The sequence below is a fragment of the Solimonas terrae genome (genome assembly GCF_011067135.1).
Taxonomy (GTDB): domain Bacteria; phylum Pseudomonadota; class Gammaproteobacteria; order Nevskiales; family Nevskiaceae; genus Solimonas; species Solimonas terrae.
The window spans coordinates 403,420-425,032 of record NZ_JAAMOW010000003.1 but is presented as its reverse complement, the minus strand read 5'-3'; the positions used below and the strand labels follow the sequence as shown (position 1 = coordinate 425,032).

The window sequence follows — 21,613 nt, the reverse complement described above, 5'->3', positions numbered from 1 at the left end:
TCTGACTATCATGAACCGGACATTGCCGGGAGACGCCGCCGCCGTGAGCCGCATCGAAAACCTGCTGCGCGAGATGACGCTTGCCGAGAAGATCGGCCAGATGACGATGACCGCTTCGAGCTACGCGGTGACCGGACCGATCATCGCCGGCGACTCCACCGACTCGATTCGCGACGGCACGATCGGCAATCTGCTCAACATGGTCGGCGCCGGACCGACGCACGAGATGCAGCGCATCGCCGTCGAGGAATCACGGCTCGGCATCCCACTGCTGATCGGCCTCGACATCATTCACGGCCATCGCACGCTGTTCCCGATTCCGCTCGGCGAAACCGCCTGCTTCGATCCGCAGGCCTGGGAAGCGACCGCGCGCGAAGCGGCGCGCGAAGCCGCCGCCGATGGCCTGGCGATGACCTTCGCGCCGATGCTCGACGTGTCCCGCGACCTGCGCTGGGGCCGCACCGCCGAAGGCGCCGGCGAAGATCCGTGGCTGGCCTCGCAGGTGGCAAAAGCCAAGGTTCGCGGCTTCCAGGGCGACGATCTCGCGGACCCCGCGGCGCTCGCCGCCTGCGCCAAGCATTTCTGCGCCTACGGCCCGGTCAACGCCGGCCGCGAATACGCGTCGGTCGACATTTCCGAGCGCACGCTGCGCGAGGTGCATCTGCCGGCTTTCGTCGCGGCGGTGAAGGCCGGTGTCGCGACCATCATGCCGGCGTTCACCGACCTCAACGGCATTCCGATGAGCGCGCACAAGCCGCTGCTGCAGGATTACCTGCGCGGCGAGCTCGGCTTCGACGGCGTGCTGGTCAGCGACTACAACGCGATCGGCGAGCTGATCAAGCATGGCGTCGCCGCCGACGCGGTCGATGCCGCCGTGCTGGCGCTGAAGGCCGGCGTCGACATCGACATGATGGCGGACGCCTATCGCAAGGGCCTGCCGATCGCCCTGAAGCAGGGCCGCGTGACGATGGCCGAAATCGAGACTTCCGTGCGTCGCGTGCTGCGGCTGAAAGAACAGCTCGGCCTGTTCGACGACCCCTACCGCCGCGGCAGCACGAGCGAAAGCGCCGCGACGCTCGCCGAACGCCGCCGGCTGGCGCGCGATGTCAGCGCCCGCTCCATCGTCATGCTGCGCAATGAAAAGAACACGCTGCCGCTGGCGACGACAATCCCGCGGCTTGCGGTCATCGGCCCGCTCGCCGATGCCGCCATCGAAATGCGCGGCCCCTGGTGGGGCGCCGGCGAATTCGGACCGCACGTTGATGTTCTCTCCGCTTTGCGCAGCAATCTGCCGAACACGGAAATCCGCCACGCCGCCGGCACGATGATCGACGACCCGGACGACAGCGGCATCGCCGCCGCCGTGGCCCTGTGCGAGAACGTCGATGCCGTGATCCTGTGCCTCGGCGAACGTTCGACGATGAGCGGCGAAGCGGCCAGCCGCGCTTATCCCGACCTGCCCGGCCGCCAACGTACGCTGGCGGAAGCCGCGATCGAACGTGCGTGCGCAAACGGCATTCCGGTGATCGCCATCCTGTTCTCCGGCCGGCCGCTGACGATCCCGTGGCTCGCCGAAAAGGCCGATGCGATTCTCGCCGCGTGGTTCCTCGGCACCGAAGCCGGCAACGCCCTTTTCGATGTGCTGGTCGGCAAGGTCTCGCCGAGCGGCCGTACGCCAATGAGCTGGCCACGCACCGTCGGCCAGGCCCCGCTCTTCTTCGGCCAGCGCCCGACCGGCCGGCCGGCGAATCCGGACGACTACTTCACAAGCAAGTATCACGACGTGCCGAACGAGCCGCTCTATCCGTTCGGCCACGGCCTCGGCTACGGCGCGTTCACCTACACGAACCTGCGTGCAAGTCCTCAGCGCGCCGACGAGCACGCGCGCATCGACGTCAGCGTCGACGTGACCAATGTCGGTCCGCATACCGCGGAGGAAACCGCGTTCCTGTTCACCCGCGATCCGGTCGCCAGCGTCACGCGGCCGCTGCTCGAACTGCGCGGCTACGGCAAGATCACGCTGCGACCCGGCGAGACCGGCACCGTGACGATGTCGATGGCAGCCTCCGACCTGCGCTTCCTCGGCGCCGATCTGTCACTGGTGTTCGAGACGGGAGACTTGGAGATTCTGGTCGGACCGAATGCCGATCGTTCGCAGCTGCTGAGCACGCGGATCGAACTGGTCGCTAGTTGATGATTTCGCCCATGCCCGCGTCGACCCGACGTCTCAGCTCTTCGATGAACGCGGGATCGAGGGATTCCCAGCTTTCAAGCTCGCCGACGATTCTCAAAGGCCGTGCGCTTCGGTACGAGCGCGTGGGATTGCCCGGGAATTTCCTGTTCGTGACATTCGGATCATCCTCGAAGGTGCCGGTCGGCGCGACGACATAGACGCGCGACCGTCCCTCGCCCTTCGCGATCTCCGCGGCCAGGCCGGCGCCCTTCTGCTGGGTCGTGAAGTAGATGTGATTCATCACGACACGGTCGTCGTAGTTCCGGCGCTATTAAAGGCTCGGCGCTTTACTGACATAGCTTTCCCTCTGAGAGGTGACATGCGATCTCCGGCGCCCACCAAGCTAACAGCATGCCCAGCGCAGCTAGTAGTAAGCCGACCGCGACCGCGGTTGAACCTCGCAGATAGAAAGCAGGCGGGCGCCCGCGAATACCCATCGGAATTTCTTTTAGCCAAGCTGCGGCCGCTCCGTCGATAACAACCGAGATTCCCACCGCCCGGTAGAACGCTATCGGTCCGAAAGCGAAGTACGTAGCCACACAGGCGACGAAGATGCCGCCATTTACCCACTTCATGCTCTGCGAGGACATGGGCTTATGCATGCGGGGAGAGCTCCGATTGTTTCCGCCGCAACGCCCCAGCCTTCGGGACCATCGGCTATGAGCTTTACGGCGTGATTGTGGCGGGCTTTCCGCCTGCAAAGGCAGGCAGCAAAATCGGCGAAGAATCCGGCGATGTCCGGACTCAATCGAATTCCATGCCGCCACTGCCCTTGCGGACGCTGTAGCCGACGGCGGCGAGGTCGTCGAAGATCTGGCGCGCGTGGGCTTCGTCCTGGGCCTCGACCATCACTTCGAGCGTGGCGTTCTTGGCGTGGCCGCGATGCAGGCGCTCGTGGTGGACCTGGATGATGTTGCCGCCGGATTCGCCGATGCGGCCGGCGACACGGGCGAGAAAGCCCGGGCGGTCTTCGATGTCAATCGACAGCGAGATCAGCCGCGATTCGTTGACGAGCTGGCGCAGCAGCACCGAGGCCAGCAGGCGCGTGTCGACATTGCCGCCGGAGACGACGAGACCGACCTTGCGACCGGCGAAGCGCGCCGAATCGCTGAGCAGTGCGGCGAGGCCGACCGCGCCGGCACCCTCGACGATCACTTTCTCGATCGACGCGAGCAGGCCGACGGCGCGTTCGATCGACGCTTCGTCGACGCGCATCAGTTCGGCGACGTGTTCGCGGATGATCGCGATCGTCAGCCGGCCGATGTTCTTGACGGCGATGCCTTCGGCAATCGTCTGTCCGCCCTTGACCAGCGAAGGATCGTTCTGCAAAGCGGCATAGGCCGACGGAAATGCGGCCGACTCGACGCCGACGACCTGGATCTGCGGGTTGATGGCGTGCGCGGCGATGGCGATGCCGGCGATCAGGCCGCCGCCGCCGACCGGCACGATCAGGGTATCGAGGTCGGGCGCCTGCTCGAGCATCTCGAGGCCGACCGTGCCCTGCCCGGCGATGATGTACGGATCGTCGTAGGGATGCACCAGCGTCATGCCGCGCTTTTCGATCAGCTCGCTTTCGAGGAAGGTCTGCGCATCGGCCAGGGTCTCGCCGTGCAGGATGACCTCGCCGCCCAGTTCGCGCGTGTTGCGGACCTTGGTGAACGGCGTGTTCGCGGGCATGACGATGATGCTTTTGATGCCCAGCCGCGTCGCGTGGTAGGCAACGCCCTGCGCGTGATTGCCGGCCGACATGGCGGCGACCCCGGCAGCACGTTCGGCGTCGCTCAGGCTCATCAGCTTGTTGAGCGCGCCGCGCTCCTTGAACGAGGCGGTGAACTGGAAGTTCTCGAACTTCAGCCATACCTCCGCGCCGGTGATCTTCGACAGCACACGCGATCGCGTGCAGGGCGTACGCACGACCTGCCCGTCGATGACCTGCGCGGCACGGCGGACATCGGGAAACGATACCGGCAACTCTGCAGCGTTCATCAATGACTCCGGGTTTTGCTGCTGCGCACGTCGACGACGATGTCGTCCTGCAAGGTCACGGTGACGCGCCCGTGTTCGCTGTCGTTGTAGCTCCAGCTCTGGATCCGGCCCCGGGCATTGGTGCGCGTCGCGACCCGCTGCGGATCGCCAAGCAGTTTGCGCACGTCGTCATCGCTCATGCCGGTGACGACCTCGCCCCGAACGCGGGCATTGCGAATCCTGGCTTCGTCGGCCACCCGAGCGGCATATTCGTCACCCCAGGCGGCGTCTTCCTCGGCACGTGCCTTCTGATACGCCTGCACGCGCGCGTCATGCTGCCGGGCGAGCGGCTCGCTCTTCTGCGCCGGCACCACGGTAACGTCGGGAACCGAAACCGGCGCATCGCCGGCATGGCAGGGCTTGTCGCTGAATTTCGGGACACCATCGACCACGCAGTGGTAGATCTCCGCGTTGGCGGCGGTCGACCACAGCACCGTGGCCGCGACGACGACGGGCAGACAACTGGCGGCAGCGACATTCGACATGCGGCGGATTATCGGCCGCTGGCGACCATCGCGCCTGAGGGCGTTTACTGATCTCGGGATGCGCATGGCCGTCACCGCGCGACCGGCCGCGCCGGATCGCGTATCCATTCGCTCCAGGAACCCGGATACAGGCGTCCGCCGGGCAGACCGGCGATCTCCAGCGCCAGCAGGTTGTGGCAGGCGGTGACACCGGAGCCGCACATCGATACCAGTTCCCGCGGCGAACGTTCGCCGAGCTGCGGCTGCCAGCGGCGACGCAGTTCGTCGGCCGGCAGGAAGCGGCCGTCGCCGTCGAGGTTGTCGGCCAGCGGATGATTGATTGCACCCGGTACGTGGCCGGCGACCGGGTCCATGGTTTCGTTGCGGCCGGCAAAGCGATCGGCGGCACGGGCATCGACCAGCAGGATCGCGTCGCTGGCCAGGGCCTGCTCGACCTCGTCGGACGCCAGCCAGCCCGCGAACGGCCGCACCGGCACGTCGCGCAGCGCCGGCACTGCCGTCGGCACCTCGCTCAGCGGCAAGCCGCGCGCGGTCCAGGCGGCAAAGCCGCCGTCGAGCACGGCAACACGCCGATGTCCGACGGCACGCAACAGCCACCACAGGCGCGACGCGTACAGGCCGTTGCCCTGATCGTAGGCGACGACCTGCGTGTCGTCGCCGATCGCCCAGGCCGCGAGCCGCTGCGCGAACGCGGCCGGGTCCGGCAGCGGATGGCGGCCACTGGCGGCGGTCACCGGTCCGGACAGATCGTCATCGAGATGCGCGTAGAGCGCCTCCGGCAGGTGGCCGCGCGCATACAGGGTGCGGCCCTGCGCCGGCTCGGCAAGAGTGAAGCGGCAGTCCATCAGCCGCCAGCGCGGATCATGCAGATGCGACAGTAGCGCCTCGGCGCCGATCAGGGTTTCGCTCATGAGGATTCCTCCGGGCAGACCTCGACCGGCCGATTATCCCGCGCATCGATACGTCCGGTGCGTGACCGGCGGCACATGACAAAGGCGGCGCCGGACCGGATAATTCGGCCCCCTGCCGCGCCCTTTGCGCTGCGGCGACCGTCGTCAACTCCCGAAAGCCCCATGTCCCAGTACGTTTACACGATGAATCGCGTCGGCAAGATCGTGCCGCCGAAGAAAGAAATCCTCCGCGACATCTCGCTGTCGTTTTTCCCGGGCGCCAAGATCGGCGTGCTCGGCTACAACGGCGCCGGCAAGTCGACGCTGCTGAAGATCATGGCCGGCATCGACAAGGACATCGTCGGCGAGGCGCGGCCGATGCCGGGCCTGAAGGTCGGCTACCTGCCGCAGGAACCGAAGCTCGATCCGGAAAAGACCGTGCGCGGCAATGTCGAGGAAGCGCTCGGCGACATCCTCAAGCTCAAGGAAGAACTTGACGCGGTCTACGCGGCCTACGCCGACGAGAACGCCGACTTCGACAAGCTCGCCGCCAAACAGGCCGACCTCGAAGCGAAGATTGCCGCAGCCGACGCCGAGAACATCGACGTCATTCTCGACAAGGCCGCCGAAGCCCTGAACCTGCCGCCCTGGGATGCCGACGTCACCAGGCTGTCCGGCGGCGAACGCCGTCGCGTGGCGCTGTGCCGCCTGCTGCTGAGCAAGCCGGACATGATCCTGCTCGACGAGCCGACCAACCATCTCGACGCCGAGTCGGTGGCCTGGCTGGAGAAGTTCCTCAAGGACTTCCCGGGTACCATCATCGCCGTCACGCATGACCGCTACTTCCTAGACAACGTCGCCGGCTGGATTCTCGAACTCGACCGCGGCCACGGCATTCCCTGGCAGGGCAACTACTCGAGCTGGCTGGAGCAGAAGGACAAGCGCCACGAGACCGAGCAGAAGCAGGAAGACGCGCGCGCCAAGGCGATGAAGGAAGAGCTGGAATGGGTGCGCAAGAATCCCAAGGGCCGTCAGGCCAAGAGCAAGGCGCGCATCAAGGCCTTCGAGGAACTCGCCTCGCAGGAATACCAGAAGCGCAGCGAGACCAAGGAACTGTACATCCCGCCGGGTCAGCGTCTCGGCGACGTGGTGATCGAGGTCAACAACCTCGCCAAGAAGTTCGGTGACCGCACGCTGTATCAGGGCGTCAGCTTCTCGGTGCCGCGCGGCGCCATCGTCGGCATCATCGGCGCCAACGGCATGGGCAAGACCACGCTGTTCAAGATGCTGACCGGCCAGGACAAGGACTACAGCGGCGACATCAAGGTCGGCGAGACCGTGAAGTTCGCGTACGTCGACCAGAGCCGCGATGCGCTCGACGGGGACAAGACCGTGTTCCAGGAAGTCGCCGAAGGCAAGGACATGCTCAAGGTCGGCAACTTCGAGATGCCGTCACGCGCCTACATCGGCCGCTTCAACTTCAAGGGTGAATCGCAGCAGAAACGCCTCAAGGAACTGTCCGGCGGCGAACGCAATCGCGTGCATCTGGCGAAGATGCTGCTGCAGGGCGGCAACGTGCTGCTGCTCGACGAACCGACCAACGACCTCGACGTCGAAACCCTGCGCGCGCTCGAGGAGGCGATTCTCGACTTCCCGGGCAACGCCATGGTCATCTCGCATGACCGCTGGTTCCTCGATCGCGTCGCCACCCACATCCTCGCGTTCGAGGACTCGGGCGAAGTGGTCTGGCACGAAGGCAACTACCGCGAGTACGAAGACGACTTCCGTCGCCGCACCGGCAGCGAGCCGGGTGTCAACCGCCGTTCGCGGCACAAGAAGCTGGCCTGAGTCGCCTATGGAGTGTCGGTGCGGCCTTCAGGCCGAAGGCCGCACCGAGCCGAACAGCTTGCGCACGGTATCGATCATCGCCTGACCCTTGCTCGCGGTGGCGGTGACGACGGTGAACAGGCCGCCGAGCGCCAGCAGCAAGCGGGTGATGGGGCCCGTTGCGTCGATGCAGGTCACTGCGTTGTCGACGAAATTGCCGCCGCTGAACAGGTGACAGCCGTGCACCGGTGTCGGTGTCGCTGGGTCGGCCTGCTCGTGCGCGTCCTGCGCTGCTGCCGCGAACGGGAAGCCGACACTCAGCGTCATCGCGTTGCGGAATTTTGCGGGCGCGCTGACGGCATCGGGCGCGTCATAGAGATCGACACCGACGCTGCCACCCGGACGCGTGCTCTTGGTCGGCGCCTTCACGGGCCAATCCCAGTACGCGACCGGACGCTGGCGCAGATCGATGGTCCTGAGCGCAGGCGCCGCGGCGGCGCCCGGAGTTTGCTTGCAATCGAGTTCCTGACAATCGACATCGGCCGCGAGAAACGGCCCCGCGCCTTCGATGTCGAGCAACTGGCCGCCGGCCGCCGTCTGCGCCGGCGAAGCCGGGCCGATCGACTGTCGGTACTGGGCGTCGAGCAGTGCCTTCAGATCGTCGATCGATCGCGACAGCGATGCCGCTACCCAGAGATGGGCGACCTCACCAGCCGAAATCAGCTGCCGCACGGCATCGGCCGGCCTGGCGTCTTTTGCCGAGAACAACCAGGCGAAATTCAGCGATGCAGGCGCCGGCCGGCCTGCCGTCGGCGGTCGCGCCGACACCTGGTCACCACCGGCGGCATGTGCGCTGCCGCTTCCCTGACCGTGATGCTGGTGCGACGGACGCGCCGCCGTTTCGCCGCTGCCGGTGGGCGGCGTCGCCGTGGTTGACGCCATCGGGCAGCCCTCGGCGTCGACCGCCACGCCGGCCTCGCTGTCCGGACAATGATCGTCGCGATCGGCCACGCCGTCGCTGTCGGTGTCGCTGACGCCGATGTCCGGCGACGGCGGCGGTGGCGCGGGCGGTGGCTCGTTCCTGACCGGCTGCGAGCTGCAGGCCCCGAGCAGCAGCGCTGCCGCCAGAACGCAAATCCCCTTACGGTCCATGTTGTTCCCCCGAACGTATTGCGCCTCCGTCGCTCGCGCTCGGTCGCGCACCACGACGATCACTTCCCTGCCCAGGCGATCGGCTTGCGGCCGACAGCAGAAGCATAGCCCCGGCAACGCCACGCAGGATGCCGCAGCGTCGGGCAAACGTGAACCAACGCAAGTCGAAACGGCGATCGTCTGCCCGATGCGCGGTCGCCGGCAGCGCACGCATGGCCATCGTCTGCGTGCCGGCCGGGCGGGCGACCGCAAGATGCCGCGCGCGCTGTCCGAAACCCGCAAGCCCTTGTCGGCTTCGAGCAGGACGGAACGCAGCGGCCGGCTTACGATGTGCGCCGCGATCCTTTCCGGCCCCGACATGAGTACCCACCTCGCCTATCGCTGGCACCAGCAGAAGCTGCGGCCGATCGAATTCGTGCAGACCGTGCAGCTCGACGATCTGCTCGGCATCGACCGCCAGAAAGCCGCACTGATCCAGAACACGCGCCAGTTCGTCGCCGGCAAACCGGCCAATCACGTACTGCTGACCGGCTCGCGCGGCACCGGCAAGTCGTCGATCGTCAAGGCTCTGCTCGGACCGTTCGCGGCGCAGGGTCTGCGTCTGGTCGAACTCGCGGCGCACGACCTGATCGACCTGCCGGACGTCGTCGCACCGCTGCGCGCGCAGCCGGAACGCTTCATTCTCTATGTCGACGACTTCTCGGTGTCGGCCAACGATCCGGCGCTGACCGCGCTGAAGACCGCACTCGATGGCGGCATCGAGGAGCCACCGGAGAACGTGCTGGTCTACGCCACGTCCAACCGTCGTCATCTGATGCCGGAGATGAAGAAGGACAACGGCGAATATCACTGGCTCGACGACGAGCTGCATCCGGGTGAATCGACCGAGGAAAAGATCTCGCTGTCCGAGCGTTTCGGGTTGTGGCTGAGCTTCCTGCCGTTCACGCAGGACCAGTATCTGGACGCGGTCCGCCTGCACCTGCGCAAGCTCGGTCACGAACACTGGGACGAGGAAACCGAAAAGCTCTCGCTGCGCTGGGCACTGAATCGTGCCTCGCGATCGGGCCGCGTCGCACGCCAGTTCGCACGCGACTGGGCGGGGCGCCATGCGTAGTGGTGTCGCGCTGCTCGCCGGCCTGTCGATGATGTCCGGCTTCGCGCTCGCGGCGACGCCACATGCCGCGACCATGCAGGAGATCCTGGCGGCCACCCGGGCCTCCGACTGGCGTGCGCTCGATGACGACAACACGCTGTTGATGGACCTGCCGGGCGGGCGCGTCGTCATCGAACTGGCGCCGCAGTTCGCGCCGGCGCATGTCGCCAACATCAAGACACTGGTGCGCGCGCACTATTTCGACGGGCTGGCGATCACGCGCGTGCAGGACAATTTCGTGACGCAATGGGGCGATCCGCACGCGGGCGAAGCCGACGCGCGCAGCCTCGGCGACGCAAGCCCCACGCTGCCGCCCGAGTTCACGCGCCGCAGTTCCGGGCTGGCGTTCACCGCGCTGCCGGATCGCGATGCGTACGCGGCCCAGACCGGCTTCGTCGACAGCCTGCCGGCCGCGCGCGACAGCCGGCTCGGCGAGGCCTGGCTGACGCACTGCTACGGCATGGTCGGCGCCGGCCGCGACAATGACCCGCAGTCCGGGTCCGGCAAGGAGCTGTATGTCGTGATCGGCCAGGCACCGCGCCAGCTCGATCGCAATATCGCGCTGGTCGGCCGTGTCGTGCAGGGCATGGAACTGCTGGCGTCGCTGCCGCGTGGCAGCGCGGCCATGGGCTTCTACACGGACGCGGAGAGCAAGCCGCCGATCACGCGCATCCGCATTGCCGCCGACCTGCCGGATCGCGAGCGCGAACATCTGGAAGTGCTGCGCACCGACACGCCGAGCTTCGCGGCTCTGGTCGCATCACGGCGCAATCGTCGCGATGCCTGGTACGTCGCGCCCGCGGGGCACATCGATGTCTGCAACGTGCCGCTGCCGGTGCGGCCGGTCGCCCGCACCGGACATTGAGACCGGCCCCGACAGCCGCCATGAAGATGACGGCGCCGTCGTCGTTCATGGCCTGTACACGCTGTCCTGCCTACCGTGCGACGAGCTGTACCACCAGAACGAAGAGGTACCCATGAACATTCGCAGCATTTTCCTGGCGACCGTGGTCGCCATCTCCAGCGTCGTGTCGCTGGCCACCTTCGGCGTTGCATACGCCGCCACCGCCGAGGATCTCGATCGCGACGCCGACCAGGCGCTGCAGAAGCTGTACAAGACCGATCCCGCCGCCGAAGCGATCTCGCACAAGGCGCGGGCCGTACTGGTCTTCCCCAACATCATCAAGGCGGGACTGGTCTTCGGCGGCGCTTACGGCGAAGGTGTGCTGAAGCAGGACGGCAAGGTGGACAGCTACTACAACTCGGTGACCGGCTCCTGGGGTCTGCAGGCCGGCGCACAGTCCTACGGCTATGTCGTGTTCCTGATGAACCAGAAAGCGGTCGACTACCTCCATCGTTCGGAAGGCTGGGAAATCGGCGTCGGACCGACGGTCGTGGTCGTCGACGAGGGCGTCGCGAAGAATCTTTCGAGTTCGACGCTCAAGGATGACGCCTATGCGTTCATCTTCAATCAGCAGGGCCTGATGGCCGGCGTCAGCATCGAAGGCAGCAAGGTTTCCAGAATCAAACGCTGATCCGGCAGCCGCAGAGCGGGCGCCACGTCGGCAGCGGTCACGAGAGTGCGCGCTGCCGACGCCGTCTGCTGATCGGGCGCGGCGGCGCGGCGCCGCCTGCGGCTAAGCGCCAGCATCCGGCACCGGCGGGGGCTTCGACTCGTCGCTGTGGAACACGTGATCCCAGAACACCGTGCTCACCCCATATCGGCCGGCCGAGCCGGCATGATGATGCAAGGCATGCCAGCGTTTGCGCCGTTTCAGCCAGGCGTTGCCGCCGTGCCAGTGATGCGTCGCATGATGCGTGACCGAATAGGCCAGATAGCCGGCCAGTACGCCCAGCGACAGCGCGCCGGCGGACCAGGCATCGCTCAGCAACAGCGCAGGCAGGTAGACAAATGCGGCGATCAGCGGTGCGCTGAGCACGGTCGGCACGCCGAGCAGAGCCTGAGGCCGCCGATGGTGCTCGGCATGCCAGCCGCGAAACGGCGGCAGGCCATGCAGCACGAAGCGATGCAGCAGATATTCGATCAGGCTCCAGCCGACCAGTCCCGTCAGTGCCAGCGCGCCGAATTCCGGCAGCCGCAGGCGGGGCCCGTTGACGATCAGCACGATGACCAGCGTGATGACGAGCCCTGCGTACAGTACGAAGTCGGCGCGGTAGGCCGTTCTGCCGTGTTCCAGCGAGAACCATTCCATGCAATTCCTGGCAGGGTGTCCGAAGACGCAGTAAGAAGCGCAGGCGCACCCGCGCGACATTGAGGCTGCACGCGCAAAGCTGCCGCGTCTGTGCGCTGACGCACGTATCGGCTACGCTGGTGGCCTGACGCTCGTCGACGGACGCCGCGCAACCGCCGCCGCGGTCCATTCCGACTCAGCCTCTCAGCGGAGCTTTTCCGATGATCGACGAAAGCCACGATCCACGAACGAACCTGCTGCTCGCAGCGCTGCCGGACGCCGAGTGGTTGCGCTGGCAGTCGCAGATCGAGGCCGTCGACATGCCGCTGGGCCAGGTGCTCTGTGAATCCGGACGCACCCTGAGCCATGTCTACTTCCCGACCACCGCGATCGTCTCGCTGCTGTACGTGATGGAAAACGGGGCCTCGGCGGAAATCGCCGTGGTCGGCAACGAAGGCATCGTCGGGATTTCACTGTTCATGGGCGGCGAATCGACGACGAGTCGCACGGTCGTGCAGAGCGCCGGCCAGGGCTTTCGTCTGAAGGCGAAAGTGATGAAGGACGAGTTCGACCGCGCCGGCCCGGTGCTGCATCTGCTGCTGCGCTACACGCAGGCGCTGATCACGCAGATGTCGCAGACCGCAGTCTGCAATCGCCATCACTCGCTCGACCAGCAACTCTGCCGCTGGCTGCTGCTCAGTCTCGACCGCCTGCAGGGCGACGAGCTGAACATGACGCAGGAGTTGATCGCCAACATGCTCGGCGTGCGCCGCGAGGGTGTCACCGAAAGTGCGTTGAACCTGCAGAGAGCCGGGCTGATCCGTTACGCGCGCGGCCACATCAAGATTCTCGACCGGGAGGGTCTGGAACAACGCAGCTGCGAATGCTACGAGGTCGTGCGCGAGGAATATCGGCGGCTGCTGCCGAGCACGCCCGCGCGCTGAGCTGCGCGGCGGGACCCTATGCGGGCTGGCAGACAGACGCATGTCAGCGATGCCGTCATGTTCGACATACAGCTGATTCGGCAGCTGCGCCCCCTGGAACCGAGTCCTGCACCTGCAGGCGTGAAGCAAGAACCCGGAGAGCGTCAGCATGGCCATCGCCGAGAATCACCTGATCGCCTTGCTGCCGCGCAGGCAGCGTCTGCGCGTCCTTGCGATCTGCGAGCCGGTGCGGCTGTCACTCCAGGACGTGCTGTGCGAGAGGGGCATGGCCATCCGGCACGTCTATTTTCCGGTCGACAGCATTGTTTCGCTCGGCAAGGCGGTCGACGGCAGGGCCACACTGGAACTCGCGATGGTCGGTTGCGAAGGCATGCTGGGCGCCGAGCTGGTGCTGGGTGTCGCGAGCGCTCCCCTCGACGCAAGGGTGCTGCGTGCGGGTGCGGCATCGCGAATCCACATCCCCGTGTTCCGTCGCGAACTGGCCAGCAGCGCGCCCCTGCAACGCATCCTGAAACGCTACCTGTACCTGTCGAACGCACAGCTGGCGACATCGGCGGTCTGCGTGCACTTTCATCTCATCCAGGCGCGGCTCGCGCGTTGGCTGCTGATGATCCAGGATCGTGCGCATGCGCAGCGCTTTCACGTCACGCACGAATTGCTGGCCCGCATGCTCGGCGTGCGCCGGGTCGGCATCACCGTCGCGGCCGGCGCCCTGCAACACGGCAGGTTGATCAGCTATCGGCGCGGCGAACTCACCGTGCTCGATCGCAAGGGACTGGAAGCAAGCGCCTGCAGCTGCTACGCCAGCGATCGTCTGGCCTACGGCGAGCTGATGCACTAGAGAAATCGGAAGCGCCTGGGCGCCCTCCGTCGGCTACCCGGCGATCACAGCGCGAGGTCGTGCAGCGCGAAGAATGCCTTCGTCTGACGATCCGCTTCCTCGCGACTGACCGCGTAGCGCAGCTGCACGAGACCCGCGAGTCTGTGGAAGTTGCCATCGACGCGGACCAGTTCCTCGGTATGCAATTTGTTCCACGTGGCGCCGGCAAGCGCGATCAGCGTCTTCCACTTGCGTTTGATCGCAAGCGCATCGGCCAGGACCGCAGCGCGGGTCTGACTCTTGGTCAGCTTCGTCGGCAGCGGGCGTACCGCGGGCACGGCGTCGGCGGCTGCGGCCGTGTGGTTGATGTCGATGTCCATCGTGATGTCCTGTCTCTGGACGACCGGCAGAAATGCCGCGCCGTGCCGCGTTCCGTCTGCGGCGATCCACTCTATGCGCCGATGCCGCGGCCACGTCCGTCTGCCAGCGCACAGACGCCGGGAATCGATGCACTTGCAGTCAGCGTCGCCGGCCGGCAGCGCTGCAGTCGTCCTGTTGGTACGGTTCCGCACAGTCACGAGCGGCGGCGAGGCCTATCCTGAAATTGCTGCCAGGTACTCACGCAGCGATAGCGAAAAGCGTCCGGACCGACCGGAGACGAGGGGAAGCCCGCATGCATCAATTTGCCATCAGCGCCAGCAGCAGCGAAGCGGCGCGCTTTCACAGGCCGGATTCCCTTGACGGCTATCGGGCGACGCAGGCGGATAACGCCCTCTCGATCAGCCTCGGCGGCTCCGACGGGACCATGGCTGGCCCCCCGCCCCTGCCACAGGTCTCCCTGCTGCCGCTGCTGATCCTGATCCTGTTGTCGGTCTGTGTCCTCGGCTTTCTGGGTCTTGATGCTTCGTTCCGGACTCTCCGACAGCACCGCGTGCTGTGACGCTGACGTTCGATCGTGCCGATCGCCACACCGGGCGGCACGACAGGATTTCAATCCTGCGCGGTGACATGTCGCAGCAGTCTGGCGATCGACAGCACCGTGACCGCACCGATCAAGGCCACGGTCAGCGACGAAGGGCTCAGCTTCAACTGATCGATGGCACCGCCACTCGCCAACGGACCGACCAGGTATCCGCCGACAAAGGCACCGACGATGCCGATCGCGACATTCTCCATCCACCCCTGTCGGGCATCGGTGGCCACCAGCAAGCTGACAAGCCAGCCGCAAATCCCGCCCACCAAGATCCAGACGACGATGTTCATTGCCCACTCCGCTTCGATGCCGGTCACAGGCCCGGCCCAAGCCCTGCGGACAGACGATGAACCATCACGGCTTGTGCGGTCTGTGCGGAACCGCACCGCGACCCGCGCGACCAACGGCGCAGGCCGGCCCGTGACTCAGCTGGCCACGGCGCCCGCGTGCTGCCCTGCGCGACGCCAGGCGGCCGGCGGCGTGCCGAACTCGCGCTTGAACGCGCGACAGAACGCGGCCTCCGATTCGTAGCCGCTGCGCTCGGCGACCCGCGCGACGCTGTCGCGCCCGGATCGCAGCGCCTGGGCGGCGAGCGCCAGCCGCCAGCGCGTCAGATATTGCATGGGGGGCTCGCCGATCAGCGTCGTGAAACGTTCGGCCAGTGCCGAGCGCGACAGCGCCACTTCGCGGGCGAGTTCGTCGACTGTCCAGGCCCTGGCAGGCGCCGCATGCAGCAAGGCCAGCGCACGACCGACGTGCGGATCGCGCACACCGGCGAGCCAGCCCTGCGCGTCCGGCGGCACATTCGCGACGTGGTGACGCATCGCCTCGACGAACAGCAGCTCCGACAATTTGGCGAGCATCGATTCGGCGCCCGGTCGCGCTGCCGAGGACTCGCGTACCCCCACACGCAGCAGCTCGCGCAGCAGCGTCGACGCCGGGCCCTCGCCGATCGAAATGCACAACAGGCGCGGCAGCGCGTCCAGCAGCGGCCGGCAGACGCTGCGGCTGCACGCCAGATAACCGCAGACGAAACGCGTGGTCTCGCCGCCACCGCCGTGACGCAGGTGCACGAAGTTGTCGTCGCTCGCGGCCTCGGCGACGACCAGCTTGCCGGCATCGAGCGGCATCATCTGCAGATCGCTGCCCAGCAGATGGCGATCGTCGCGGGCGATCAGGATCAGGTCGCCAGCCTTCGCTTCGAGCATGCCGCCGTGATCGTCGAGCCGCACCTTGCAGCGCCCTTCGACGAGGAAATGGAAAAACACCACGTGCTCGGCGCCGGCGAGGTGTTGCCGCACGCTGGCAACAGCGCACTCGCCGCGGATGCACCACGGCGCGGTGAACTCGGCATTGAGATAGAACGCGCCCTCCAGCCGTATCGAATTGAGAACATCCGACAGTGCGTCCATGAGGGGTCTCGGGCAAGAACCGCGGAGCGTCGGCCAAGGCGGGCGCCGAGGGCTGGCGGATACTAGCGCCGGCCGCGATGCCGGGCAATTTGCCGCTTGATCGCGCATTCGCCGTCGTTCGCGGTATTCGCGAACACGGCCGGCGACACCAACGAAAAGGGGATCGACATGAACGCTGACGGCAACAAGACTTACCAGGGCAGCTGCTTTTGCGGCGCGGTGCAACTCACGGTCAGCGGCGAACCGGCCGGCATGGGCTACTGCCACTGCGAATCCTGCCGCAGCTGGTCGGCCGGGCCGGTCAACGCGTTCACGCTGTGGCATCCCGAGGCCGTCAAGGTCACGCGCGGCGCCGACCAGATCGGCAGCTACAACAAGACGCCGAACAGTTATCGCAAGTGGTGCAAGGTCTGTGGCGGCCACCTGTTCACCGAACATCCCGGCATGGGCCTGACCGACGTCTATGCCGCCGTCATTCCGTACTTCCCGTACCAGCCTGGCGTGCACGTGCACTACCAGGAAACCCGTTTGCCGATCCGTGACGGCCTGCCGAAGATGAAGGACGTTCCGGCGGAGATGGGCGGTTCGGGCGTGACCATCGCCGAGTAGTCGAGCACCGTGCCGCGCCTGCGGCGATGCCGCAGGCGCGGCCACCCGCGTGTTGCCCTGAACCGCGGCTGGACGGCGGCGGTTACATTTCTTTACGGCGTTTTCAGTTGGCGTTCGGTCTGTCGATCCGAACATGGCGGCACGCAAAGACGGCAAGCGTGCATGTCTTGCGAGGTCTCCAGGAGGCTGCCATGTCCAAGAAATTTTCCGTTCGAAACGCTTTCGTCGTCGCCCTGCTCGCCGGTTCGGCGCTGGCACCGCTCGCCGCACAGGCGCACGTCGATGTCGACATCGATGTCGGCCCGCCGCCGGCGCGCGTGATCGTCGCACCGCCGCCGCGTCCCGGCTATGTCTACGCGCCGGGCTACTGGCGCTGGGATGGCCACGCCCATGTCTGGGTCGATGGCCGCTGGATCGCGGCGCGCCACGGCCGCCACTGGGTCAACGACCACTGGGAGCAGCGCGGCCCGCACTGGCATTACGTGCCGGGTCACTGGGCGCGCGGCTAGACACTCGGCGCAGCGGCCCGCGCCGGTGCCCGATCCGGGCACTGCGCACCGCAACGAAAAAGGGGCCTCACGGCCCCTTTTTCCTGCAGCGACGGAAAGCCCTATTTGTGCGACTTGAGCAGCGCGGCGACCTTGTCGATGTAGGCCTTCATCGCCGCATCCGGCTTGCTGCCGGACAGCTTGGCCCAGGCGTCGTACTTGGCACGGCCGACCATGTCGAGCATGCCCGGCCGTTTGCCGCTGACGTCGCCTTCGCTGGCCTGCTTGAAATGCGCGTAGAGGAACAGCATGTCGTTGTTGTCCGGACGCTGTGTCAGGGTCTTGACGTCTTTCTGCGCCTTGGCGAAATCCGCTTTCAGGTCTGCCATCGTTTTCTCTCCTCCCGTGAGCTTGTCAGAAAGTCAGCATAGCGCCGGCGACGGCCGGGCGGCTATGGCTGCGCCGCCAGCCGCTCCAGCGTGACGAAGCGAAACGGATGGGCATGACGCGCGTCCGCGGCATGCGGCTCGCTGTACGTTTCGCGAAACTGCGCACGGTCGAAATCCGGGAACCACGCGTCGCCGTCGGCAATCCGTGCCTGCACCTCGGTCAGATGGATGCGCTGCGCCTGCGGCAGCGCCTGCCGGTAGAGTTCGGCGCCGCCGATCACCATCAGCTCGCCCTCGTCATGTGCCGCGAGCGCCGCATCGAGATCGTGGAACACGCGCGCGCCGTCGGCGACAAAGCCGCGATCGCGCGTCAGCACCCAGTTGTCACGTTCCGGCAGCGCGCGGCCGAGCGAATCCCAGGTCTTGCGCCCCATCAGCACGGTGTGCCCGAGCGTGACGCGCTTGAACTGCTTCATGTCGTCGGGCAGGCGCCAGGGCAAGCCGTTGGCACGACCGATCAGGCGGTTCTCGTCCATCGCGACGACCAGACTCAGACTGCGCATCCCCTGCCCTTCGCTGACGCCGCACATCGCGACGGGCGGCATGATAACGCCGCGCCGCAGAGCACTCGGCAATCGCGGCGCAAGGCCGGTGCACCGCTGGCCTTTCCGATTGCGCGACTGGATGGCGCCCTCGCGGCGACGGCCGCTGGCAGCCTCGCACGGCGGACTATCGGTAGATCGCGGTCTGGTCGCCTCCGAGCCGCGTGTTCTTCAGCGGCCGCAGGCTGGCCAGCTTTTCGGCCGGCGCGCCCGTGCACGGCACCGTCCAGCAATAGGCTTCGAGCCACGCGAGCTTCGAGCGCTGCTCGTCCGCACCTTCGAGCACCTGACGCTTGCCGGTCCTGGCTTCGTAGGCACGCGGATCGTCGTAGGCACCGACCGCACGCTCGGCGGCACGCTGCAAGGCGTCGTGGCCTTCGCTGGCGAGATCGACGTGATTGGCCTTGCCGAACGCGGCCAGCATCGCCACCGGCGTCACCGCGTAGACCTGATACCCGGCGGCACGCGTCTGGCGCTTGATCTCGTTCGGCAGATAGCCGTCGGCATCCACCTGCCGGGCGAAGATCGCGTACATGCCGCTGGCCCAGTCGAACAGGTCACGACGATCGGTGACGACGCTGGTCGCCATCACGGCCCATGCCGCCCAGTAGTAGTGGTTGTTGATCTTGCTCAGCGGATCGTCCTCGCTCCACTCGCTGCGCACCTGGGTCGCGATGCGGCCCAGCCAGGCCTCGATCGTCGCGGCACGCTGCGCCTGTGCGGCGAGTGGCTGCGAACTCGAGAACTGCAGGCGCAGCCAGGCGCCGGACAGGCTCGCCAATGCCCATTTGCGCATCGACTTGCCGGTGTGATTTGCCGCCGGACCGAGCAGCGCGTCGGCGTCGGCCCAGCTGCCGTACCAGCCCAGCACGCAATCCAGGGTCTGCGGCGAGCCGCTGTCCATGTACGCATCGACCAGCCTGGTCGCGCCTTTTTCCATGGTCGTGATCGGCGCCGTGAGCATCTTGTAGCGACGGTCTGCATCTTCGTTGAGGGTGTCGCGCGCACTGTCCGAGCCTTCGTACTTGCTCGGAAAATCCAGCGTGCCGGCGAACGGCGGCGGCGCTGCGGGACAGGGCTCGCTCTTGCCGCTGTGCGACACCGGCGCATCGTAGCCCGGCGGCGGCACCAGCCGATCGGCGAGCGCCGGCCCGATCGCGCAACCGACGATCACCGCGCTGCCCAGCGCCAGGCGGCGCATTGCATCAGTCATGGCCATCGTCCTGCTCCAATGCCGCGGTCTGTTGTCCCGGCGCGCCCTCGGCCTCGCAGATCCTGGCGGTCAGGTGCAGCGGTTTGGCGGGCGGCTGGTCCATTTCCACGGTTGCGCCCATGAAGGTCGCCTTCGCGTAGTCCGGGCGGTTGTTGCGCAACTCGGTGACGAAGCGGCCGCCGTTGTCGACGTACTGGTTGAAATGCATCTTCAGCGATTCCTTCTGACCGCTGAAGTACCAGATGACGGCGTGCAGGTCCTTGACGGTCGGATCGTCGAACTGCAGGTCCAGCCAGTAACGCGCACCGACCAGCGGCTGCGCCGCACCACCGCCGTTGAACAGCAGTTCGTTGCTGCCGGCCTTCAGATCGATGGTGTTCGACAGCACTGCCGGCCGGCCTTCGCAGCCGTCGTGGACCAGCGGCACGGCTTGGCGGTAGGTCTTGTACGGGTTCTTGCTTGCGCCCGGCCAGTTCTGCCAGGGAATTTCCCAGACGATGATCTTCGGCGGGTGCTTCTGGTAGAGCGCGCTCGGCAGGTAATGCAGCAGCGAGCCATCGAACGATCCGCCGGACAAGGCCGTGTCGAGTATGTCGGCGCCGAGGTCCTGTTCGAGATAACCGTTGAAGTTGTACCCACCCTTGGTGTCGCTGTTGCTGGTGCCGATCAGCACGATCTGCGGCACCTCGCCGTCATCGCCCGCATCGCCGAGCAGGCCACCGCCATCGTCGTGTCGATCGGCGACATCGAGCAGGCCGCCGCCGCTGGCATCGTCGCCGGCCGCGGCGCCGGCATCGCCGAGCAGCGCATTGGCGTCACCGCCGTCGGCCGGCTCGGTGATATCGCCGCTGACATATTGCATCGAGTACGAACCGCCGCAGATCTGCGTTGCGACTTTCTGCAGGGTACCGGGCTTGCCGATCAGGCTCGCCGTGTGCGTCACGAAAGTCTTGCGCGGCACGTCCTCGAATGCCGGCAGCGCGCGTACCGTGTCGGCGACGACGGCCGCCGTGTGACGGGCGCCGTCCGGCGTCCAGTGGTGATCGCGACGGAAGAAATATTCATAGCCCTTGTGCTCGTCGACCAGCCGATCGATCGGCGCAACCGCGACGCCGGCCGAGCGGATGCGCTGCAGCGCGTGTGCGTAGCTTTTCTTCGCCGCGGCGAAGTCATAGTGCTTGCGCTCGGCGTCGGTCAGCTTGTCGACGTCCATCAGGCCGCGTGGCGGCTGCAGCACGATCACCAGCTCGCTGCCGCGCGCGCGCAGCGCCGCCGCCAGGCGATGCAGCTGCGCAATGCTGGCATCGCTGATCTCGATGTCGGTCGTCAGATCGATGCCGGAGCGGAACAGCCAGTCGTCCCGTCCCTGTTCCAGCACGCGAAAATCCTCGAGATAGGACGAGCCGTCGTAGGCGGCGGGATCGGCCGCCTTCGGACATAGCTGGCAGCACAACTGGATGTCGTATCTGGGCGCATCGCCGTCGTCCGCGGCTGCCGGCCGCGGGGTCGCGATCCCGAGCGCGGCGACCAGCGCCGCGACCAGCAGCGGCGCACGCAGGCAGCGCGCGACGGCGTTCAGTTGACGACCCATGTCAGCACCGGCGATGCCGTCGTGCCCGTCACGAACAGGCTGTAGACCTTGCCGCGCTCCAGCGTCACCGGCTTTGCGGCGGCGAGCCTGGTGTCGCCGTTGAACACCACCAGCGACGCCTTGACCGGGTTGACTTCGCGATGGCCGGCCGCGTTGGCGGCGACCGCATCGACGACGGCCGGCCCGTTGTCACCGGCCTTGACCGTGAGGGTGGTGCCGTCGACGAGGTTGTAGACCGAGATCAGCGACTTCAGCTGGCTGTTGAAACAGGCCTGATCGAACAGCCTGATCTCGGCCGGTGTCAGCGCCGCCGTGTAGCAGCGCCTGGTTTCGAGCGAAAGCTTGTCGGACTTGCCGCCGATCTTCGCGTCGTACCGACCCGGCGGCAGGAACACATAGCTGCTCGCATCCATCGGCGCGGCATCGGGTACGCGCTTGTCGCCGAGTTGCGCGTCGAGCCGACCCTGCGTGGTGTCGTTGAACACACGCACGAAGGCCGAGTCCGGTGGCGCCGCCGGTGGATAGAGTCCGGCCTGGGCCTGCAATGCTGCAGCGGCGAGCGCGGTCGCCAGCGGCAGTGTCAGGCGGCGGATCGGGAATGGGGTCTTGTTCATC

The 21,613-nt window shown here is 66.6% G+C and carries 23 protein-coding genes and 1 pseudogene; 10 read left to right on the top strand and 14 right to left on the bottom strand.

Annotated elements, in window-relative coordinates; translation table 11 throughout:
* Window positions 1–43: 43 nt before the first annotated feature.
* Window positions 44–2,194, top strand: a complete 2,151-nt coding sequence (locus G7Y85_RS07805; protein ID WP_166254411.1) for a glycoside hydrolase family 3 N-terminal domain-containing protein — start codon at window positions 44–46, stop codon at window positions 2,192–2,194.
* Here G7Y85_RS07805 and G7Y85_RS20250 read toward each other — a convergent pair.
* The 4 genes and pseudogenes from G7Y85_RS20250 to G7Y85_RS07785 form a co-directional block, all read right to left on the bottom strand.
* A pseudogene (locus G7Y85_RS20250) lies at window positions 2,187–2,501 on the bottom strand (NAD(+)--rifampin ADP-ribosyltransferase); the annotation flags it as partial. The gene G7Y85_RS07805 and the pseudogene G7Y85_RS20250 overlap by 8 nt on opposite strands.
* Window positions 2,502–2,977: 476 nt before the next feature.
* Window positions 2,978–4,219: a threonine ammonia-lyase gene (locus tag G7Y85_RS07795; RefSeq protein ID WP_166254405.1), complete on the bottom strand. Its 1,242-nt coding sequence runs from the start codon at window positions 4,217–4,219 to the stop codon at window positions 2,978–2,980.
* Window positions 4,219–4,743: a hypothetical protein gene (locus G7Y85_RS07790; protein ID WP_166254402.1), complete on the bottom strand. Its 525-nt coding sequence runs from the start codon at window positions 4,741–4,743 to the stop codon at window positions 4,219–4,221. Before G7Y85_RS07790 ends, G7Y85_RS07795 begins: the two co-directional genes overlap by 1 nt.
* Before the next feature lie 71 nt (window positions 4,744–4,814).
* A complete protein-coding gene (locus G7Y85_RS07785) occupies window positions 4,815–5,654 on the bottom strand; it encodes a sulfurtransferase (RefSeq protein WP_166254399.1) in 840 nt (279 codons plus the stop codon).
* Window positions 5,655–5,816: 162 nt separating this feature from the next.
* On the opposite strand from G7Y85_RS07785, the gene ettA reads away from it, so the two are divergent.
* Window positions 5,817–7,481: an energy-dependent translational throttle protein EttA gene (gene ettA / locus G7Y85_RS07780; protein ID WP_166254396.1), complete on the top strand. Its 1,665-nt coding sequence runs from the start codon at window positions 5,817–5,819 to the stop codon at window positions 7,479–7,481.
* A 27-nt stretch (window positions 7,482–7,508) separates the two neighbouring features.
* Here the strand turns inward: ettA and G7Y85_RS07775 are convergent, their stop codons facing one another.
* On the bottom strand, window positions 7,509–8,612 hold the full coding sequence (locus tag G7Y85_RS07775) for a hypothetical protein (RefSeq protein WP_166254393.1): 1,104 nt from the start codon (window positions 8,610–8,612) through the stop codon (window positions 7,509–7,511).
* Between the two features lie 358 nt (window positions 8,613–8,970).
* On the opposite strand from G7Y85_RS07775, the gene G7Y85_RS07770 reads away from it, so the two are divergent.
* The 3 genes from G7Y85_RS07770 to G7Y85_RS07760 all read left to right on the top strand — a co-directional run bounded on the left by G7Y85_RS07770 (window position 8,971) and on the right by G7Y85_RS07760 (window position 11,300).
* The gene (locus G7Y85_RS07770) at window positions 8,971–9,726 is read left to right on the top strand and encodes an ATP-binding protein (RefSeq protein ID WP_174839748.1); all 756 of its coding nucleotides are present in this window, start codon (window positions 8,971–8,973) and stop codon (window positions 9,724–9,726) included.
* Entirely contained in the window at window positions 9,719–10,630 is a 912-nt protein-coding gene (locus G7Y85_RS07765; RefSeq protein WP_166254390.1) for a peptidylprolyl isomerase, read from the top strand. Before G7Y85_RS07770 ends, G7Y85_RS07765 begins: the two co-directional genes overlap by 8 nt.
* 112 nt (window positions 10,631–10,742) lie before the next feature.
* Window positions 10,743–11,300, top strand: coding sequence for a lipid-binding SYLF domain-containing protein (locus G7Y85_RS07760; RefSeq protein WP_166254386.1), 558 nt, complete (start codon window positions 10,743–10,745; stop codon window positions 11,298–11,300).
* A 102-nt stretch (window positions 11,301–11,402) separates the two neighbouring features.
* Here the strand turns inward: G7Y85_RS07760 and G7Y85_RS07755 are convergent, their stop codons facing one another.
* Window positions 11,403–11,978, bottom strand: coding sequence for a sterol desaturase family protein (locus G7Y85_RS07755; protein WP_166254383.1), 576 nt, complete (start codon window positions 11,976–11,978; stop codon window positions 11,403–11,405).
* Window positions 11,979–12,178: 200 nt separating this feature from the next.
* On the opposite strand from G7Y85_RS07755, the gene G7Y85_RS07750 reads away from it, so the two are divergent.
* Window positions 12,179–12,901: a Crp/Fnr family transcriptional regulator gene (locus tag G7Y85_RS07750; protein WP_166254380.1), complete on the top strand. Its 723-nt coding sequence runs from the start codon at window positions 12,179–12,181 to the stop codon at window positions 12,899–12,901.
* A gap of 148 nt (window positions 12,902–13,049) precedes the next feature.
* On the top strand, window positions 13,050–13,742 hold the full coding sequence (locus G7Y85_RS07745) for a Crp/Fnr family transcriptional regulator (protein WP_166254377.1): 693 nt from the start codon (window positions 13,050–13,052) through the stop codon (window positions 13,740–13,742).
* Window positions 13,743–13,786: 44 nt separating this feature from the next.
* On the opposite strand, the gene G7Y85_RS07740 is transcribed toward G7Y85_RS07745, so the two are convergent.
* Entirely contained in the window at window positions 13,787–14,101 is a 315-nt protein-coding gene (locus G7Y85_RS07740; RefSeq protein ID WP_166254374.1) for a CsbD family protein, read from the bottom strand.
* 293 nt (window positions 14,102–14,394) lie between these two features.
* Here G7Y85_RS07740 and G7Y85_RS07735 point away from each other — a divergent pair, with 293 nt between their 5' ends.
* Window positions 14,395–14,661, top strand: coding sequence for a hypothetical protein (locus G7Y85_RS07735; RefSeq protein WP_166254371.1), 267 nt, complete (start codon window positions 14,395–14,397; stop codon window positions 14,659–14,661).
* 50 nt (window positions 14,662–14,711) lie between these two features.
* Here G7Y85_RS07735 and G7Y85_RS07730 read toward each other — a convergent pair whose 3' ends face one another.
* Entirely contained in the window at window positions 14,712–14,984 is a 273-nt protein-coding gene (locus tag G7Y85_RS07730) for a GlsB/YeaQ/YmgE family stress response membrane protein (protein ID WP_166254369.1), read from the bottom strand.
* 135 nt (window positions 14,985–15,119) lie between these two features.
* Window positions 15,120–16,106: an AraC family transcriptional regulator gene (locus tag G7Y85_RS07725; protein ID WP_166254367.1), complete on the bottom strand. Its 987-nt coding sequence runs from the start codon at window positions 16,104–16,106 to the stop codon at window positions 15,120–15,122.
* A 168-nt stretch (window positions 16,107–16,274) separates the two neighbouring features.
* Between G7Y85_RS07725 and G7Y85_RS07720 the strand changes: the two genes are divergently transcribed.
* Window positions 16,275–16,715 carry a GFA family protein gene (locus G7Y85_RS07720; RefSeq protein ID WP_166254366.1) on the top strand — a complete coding sequence of 147 codons (441 nt, stop codon included), beginning with the start codon at window positions 16,275–16,277 and terminating at the stop codon, window positions 16,713–16,715.
* Window positions 16,716–16,906: 191 nt separating this feature from the next.
* Window positions 16,907–17,224: a YXWGXW repeat-containing protein gene (locus G7Y85_RS07715; protein WP_166254364.1), complete on the top strand. Its 318-nt coding sequence runs from the start codon at window positions 16,907–16,909 to the stop codon at window positions 17,222–17,224.
* A gap of 101 nt (window positions 17,225–17,325) precedes the next feature.
* Here G7Y85_RS07715 and G7Y85_RS07710 read toward each other — a convergent pair whose 3' ends face one another.
* The 5 genes from G7Y85_RS07710 to G7Y85_RS07690 form a co-directional block, all read right to left on the bottom strand.
* Entirely contained in the window at window positions 17,326–17,592 is a 267-nt protein-coding gene (locus tag G7Y85_RS07710; RefSeq protein ID WP_166254362.1) for an acyl-CoA-binding protein, read from the bottom strand.
* Between the two features lie 62 nt (window positions 17,593–17,654).
* The gene (locus G7Y85_RS07705; protein ID WP_241696057.1) at window positions 17,655–18,197 is read right to left on the bottom strand and encodes a dihydrofolate reductase; all 543 of its coding nucleotides are present in this window, start codon (window positions 18,195–18,197) and stop codon (window positions 17,655–17,657) included.
* 124 nt (window positions 18,198–18,321) lie between these two features.
* Window positions 18,322–19,413, bottom strand: coding sequence for a mannuronate-specific alginate lyase (locus G7Y85_RS07700; RefSeq protein WP_241696056.1), 1,092 nt, complete (start codon window positions 19,411–19,413; stop codon window positions 18,322–18,324).
* Entirely contained in the window at window positions 19,400–20,998 is a 1,599-nt protein-coding gene (locus tag G7Y85_RS07695) for an alginate O-acetyltransferase AlgX-related protein (RefSeq protein ID WP_166254360.1), read from the bottom strand. Before G7Y85_RS07695 ends, G7Y85_RS07700 begins: the two co-directional genes overlap by 14 nt.
* On the bottom strand, window positions 20,983–21,612 hold the full coding sequence (locus tag G7Y85_RS07690; RefSeq protein ID WP_166254358.1) for an alginate O-acetyltransferase AlgF: 630 nt from the start codon (window positions 21,610–21,612) through the stop codon (window positions 20,983–20,985). The genes G7Y85_RS07695 and G7Y85_RS07690 overlap by 16 nt, the downstream gene beginning before the upstream one ends.
* Between the last annotated feature and the right edge of the window lies 1 nt (window position 21,613).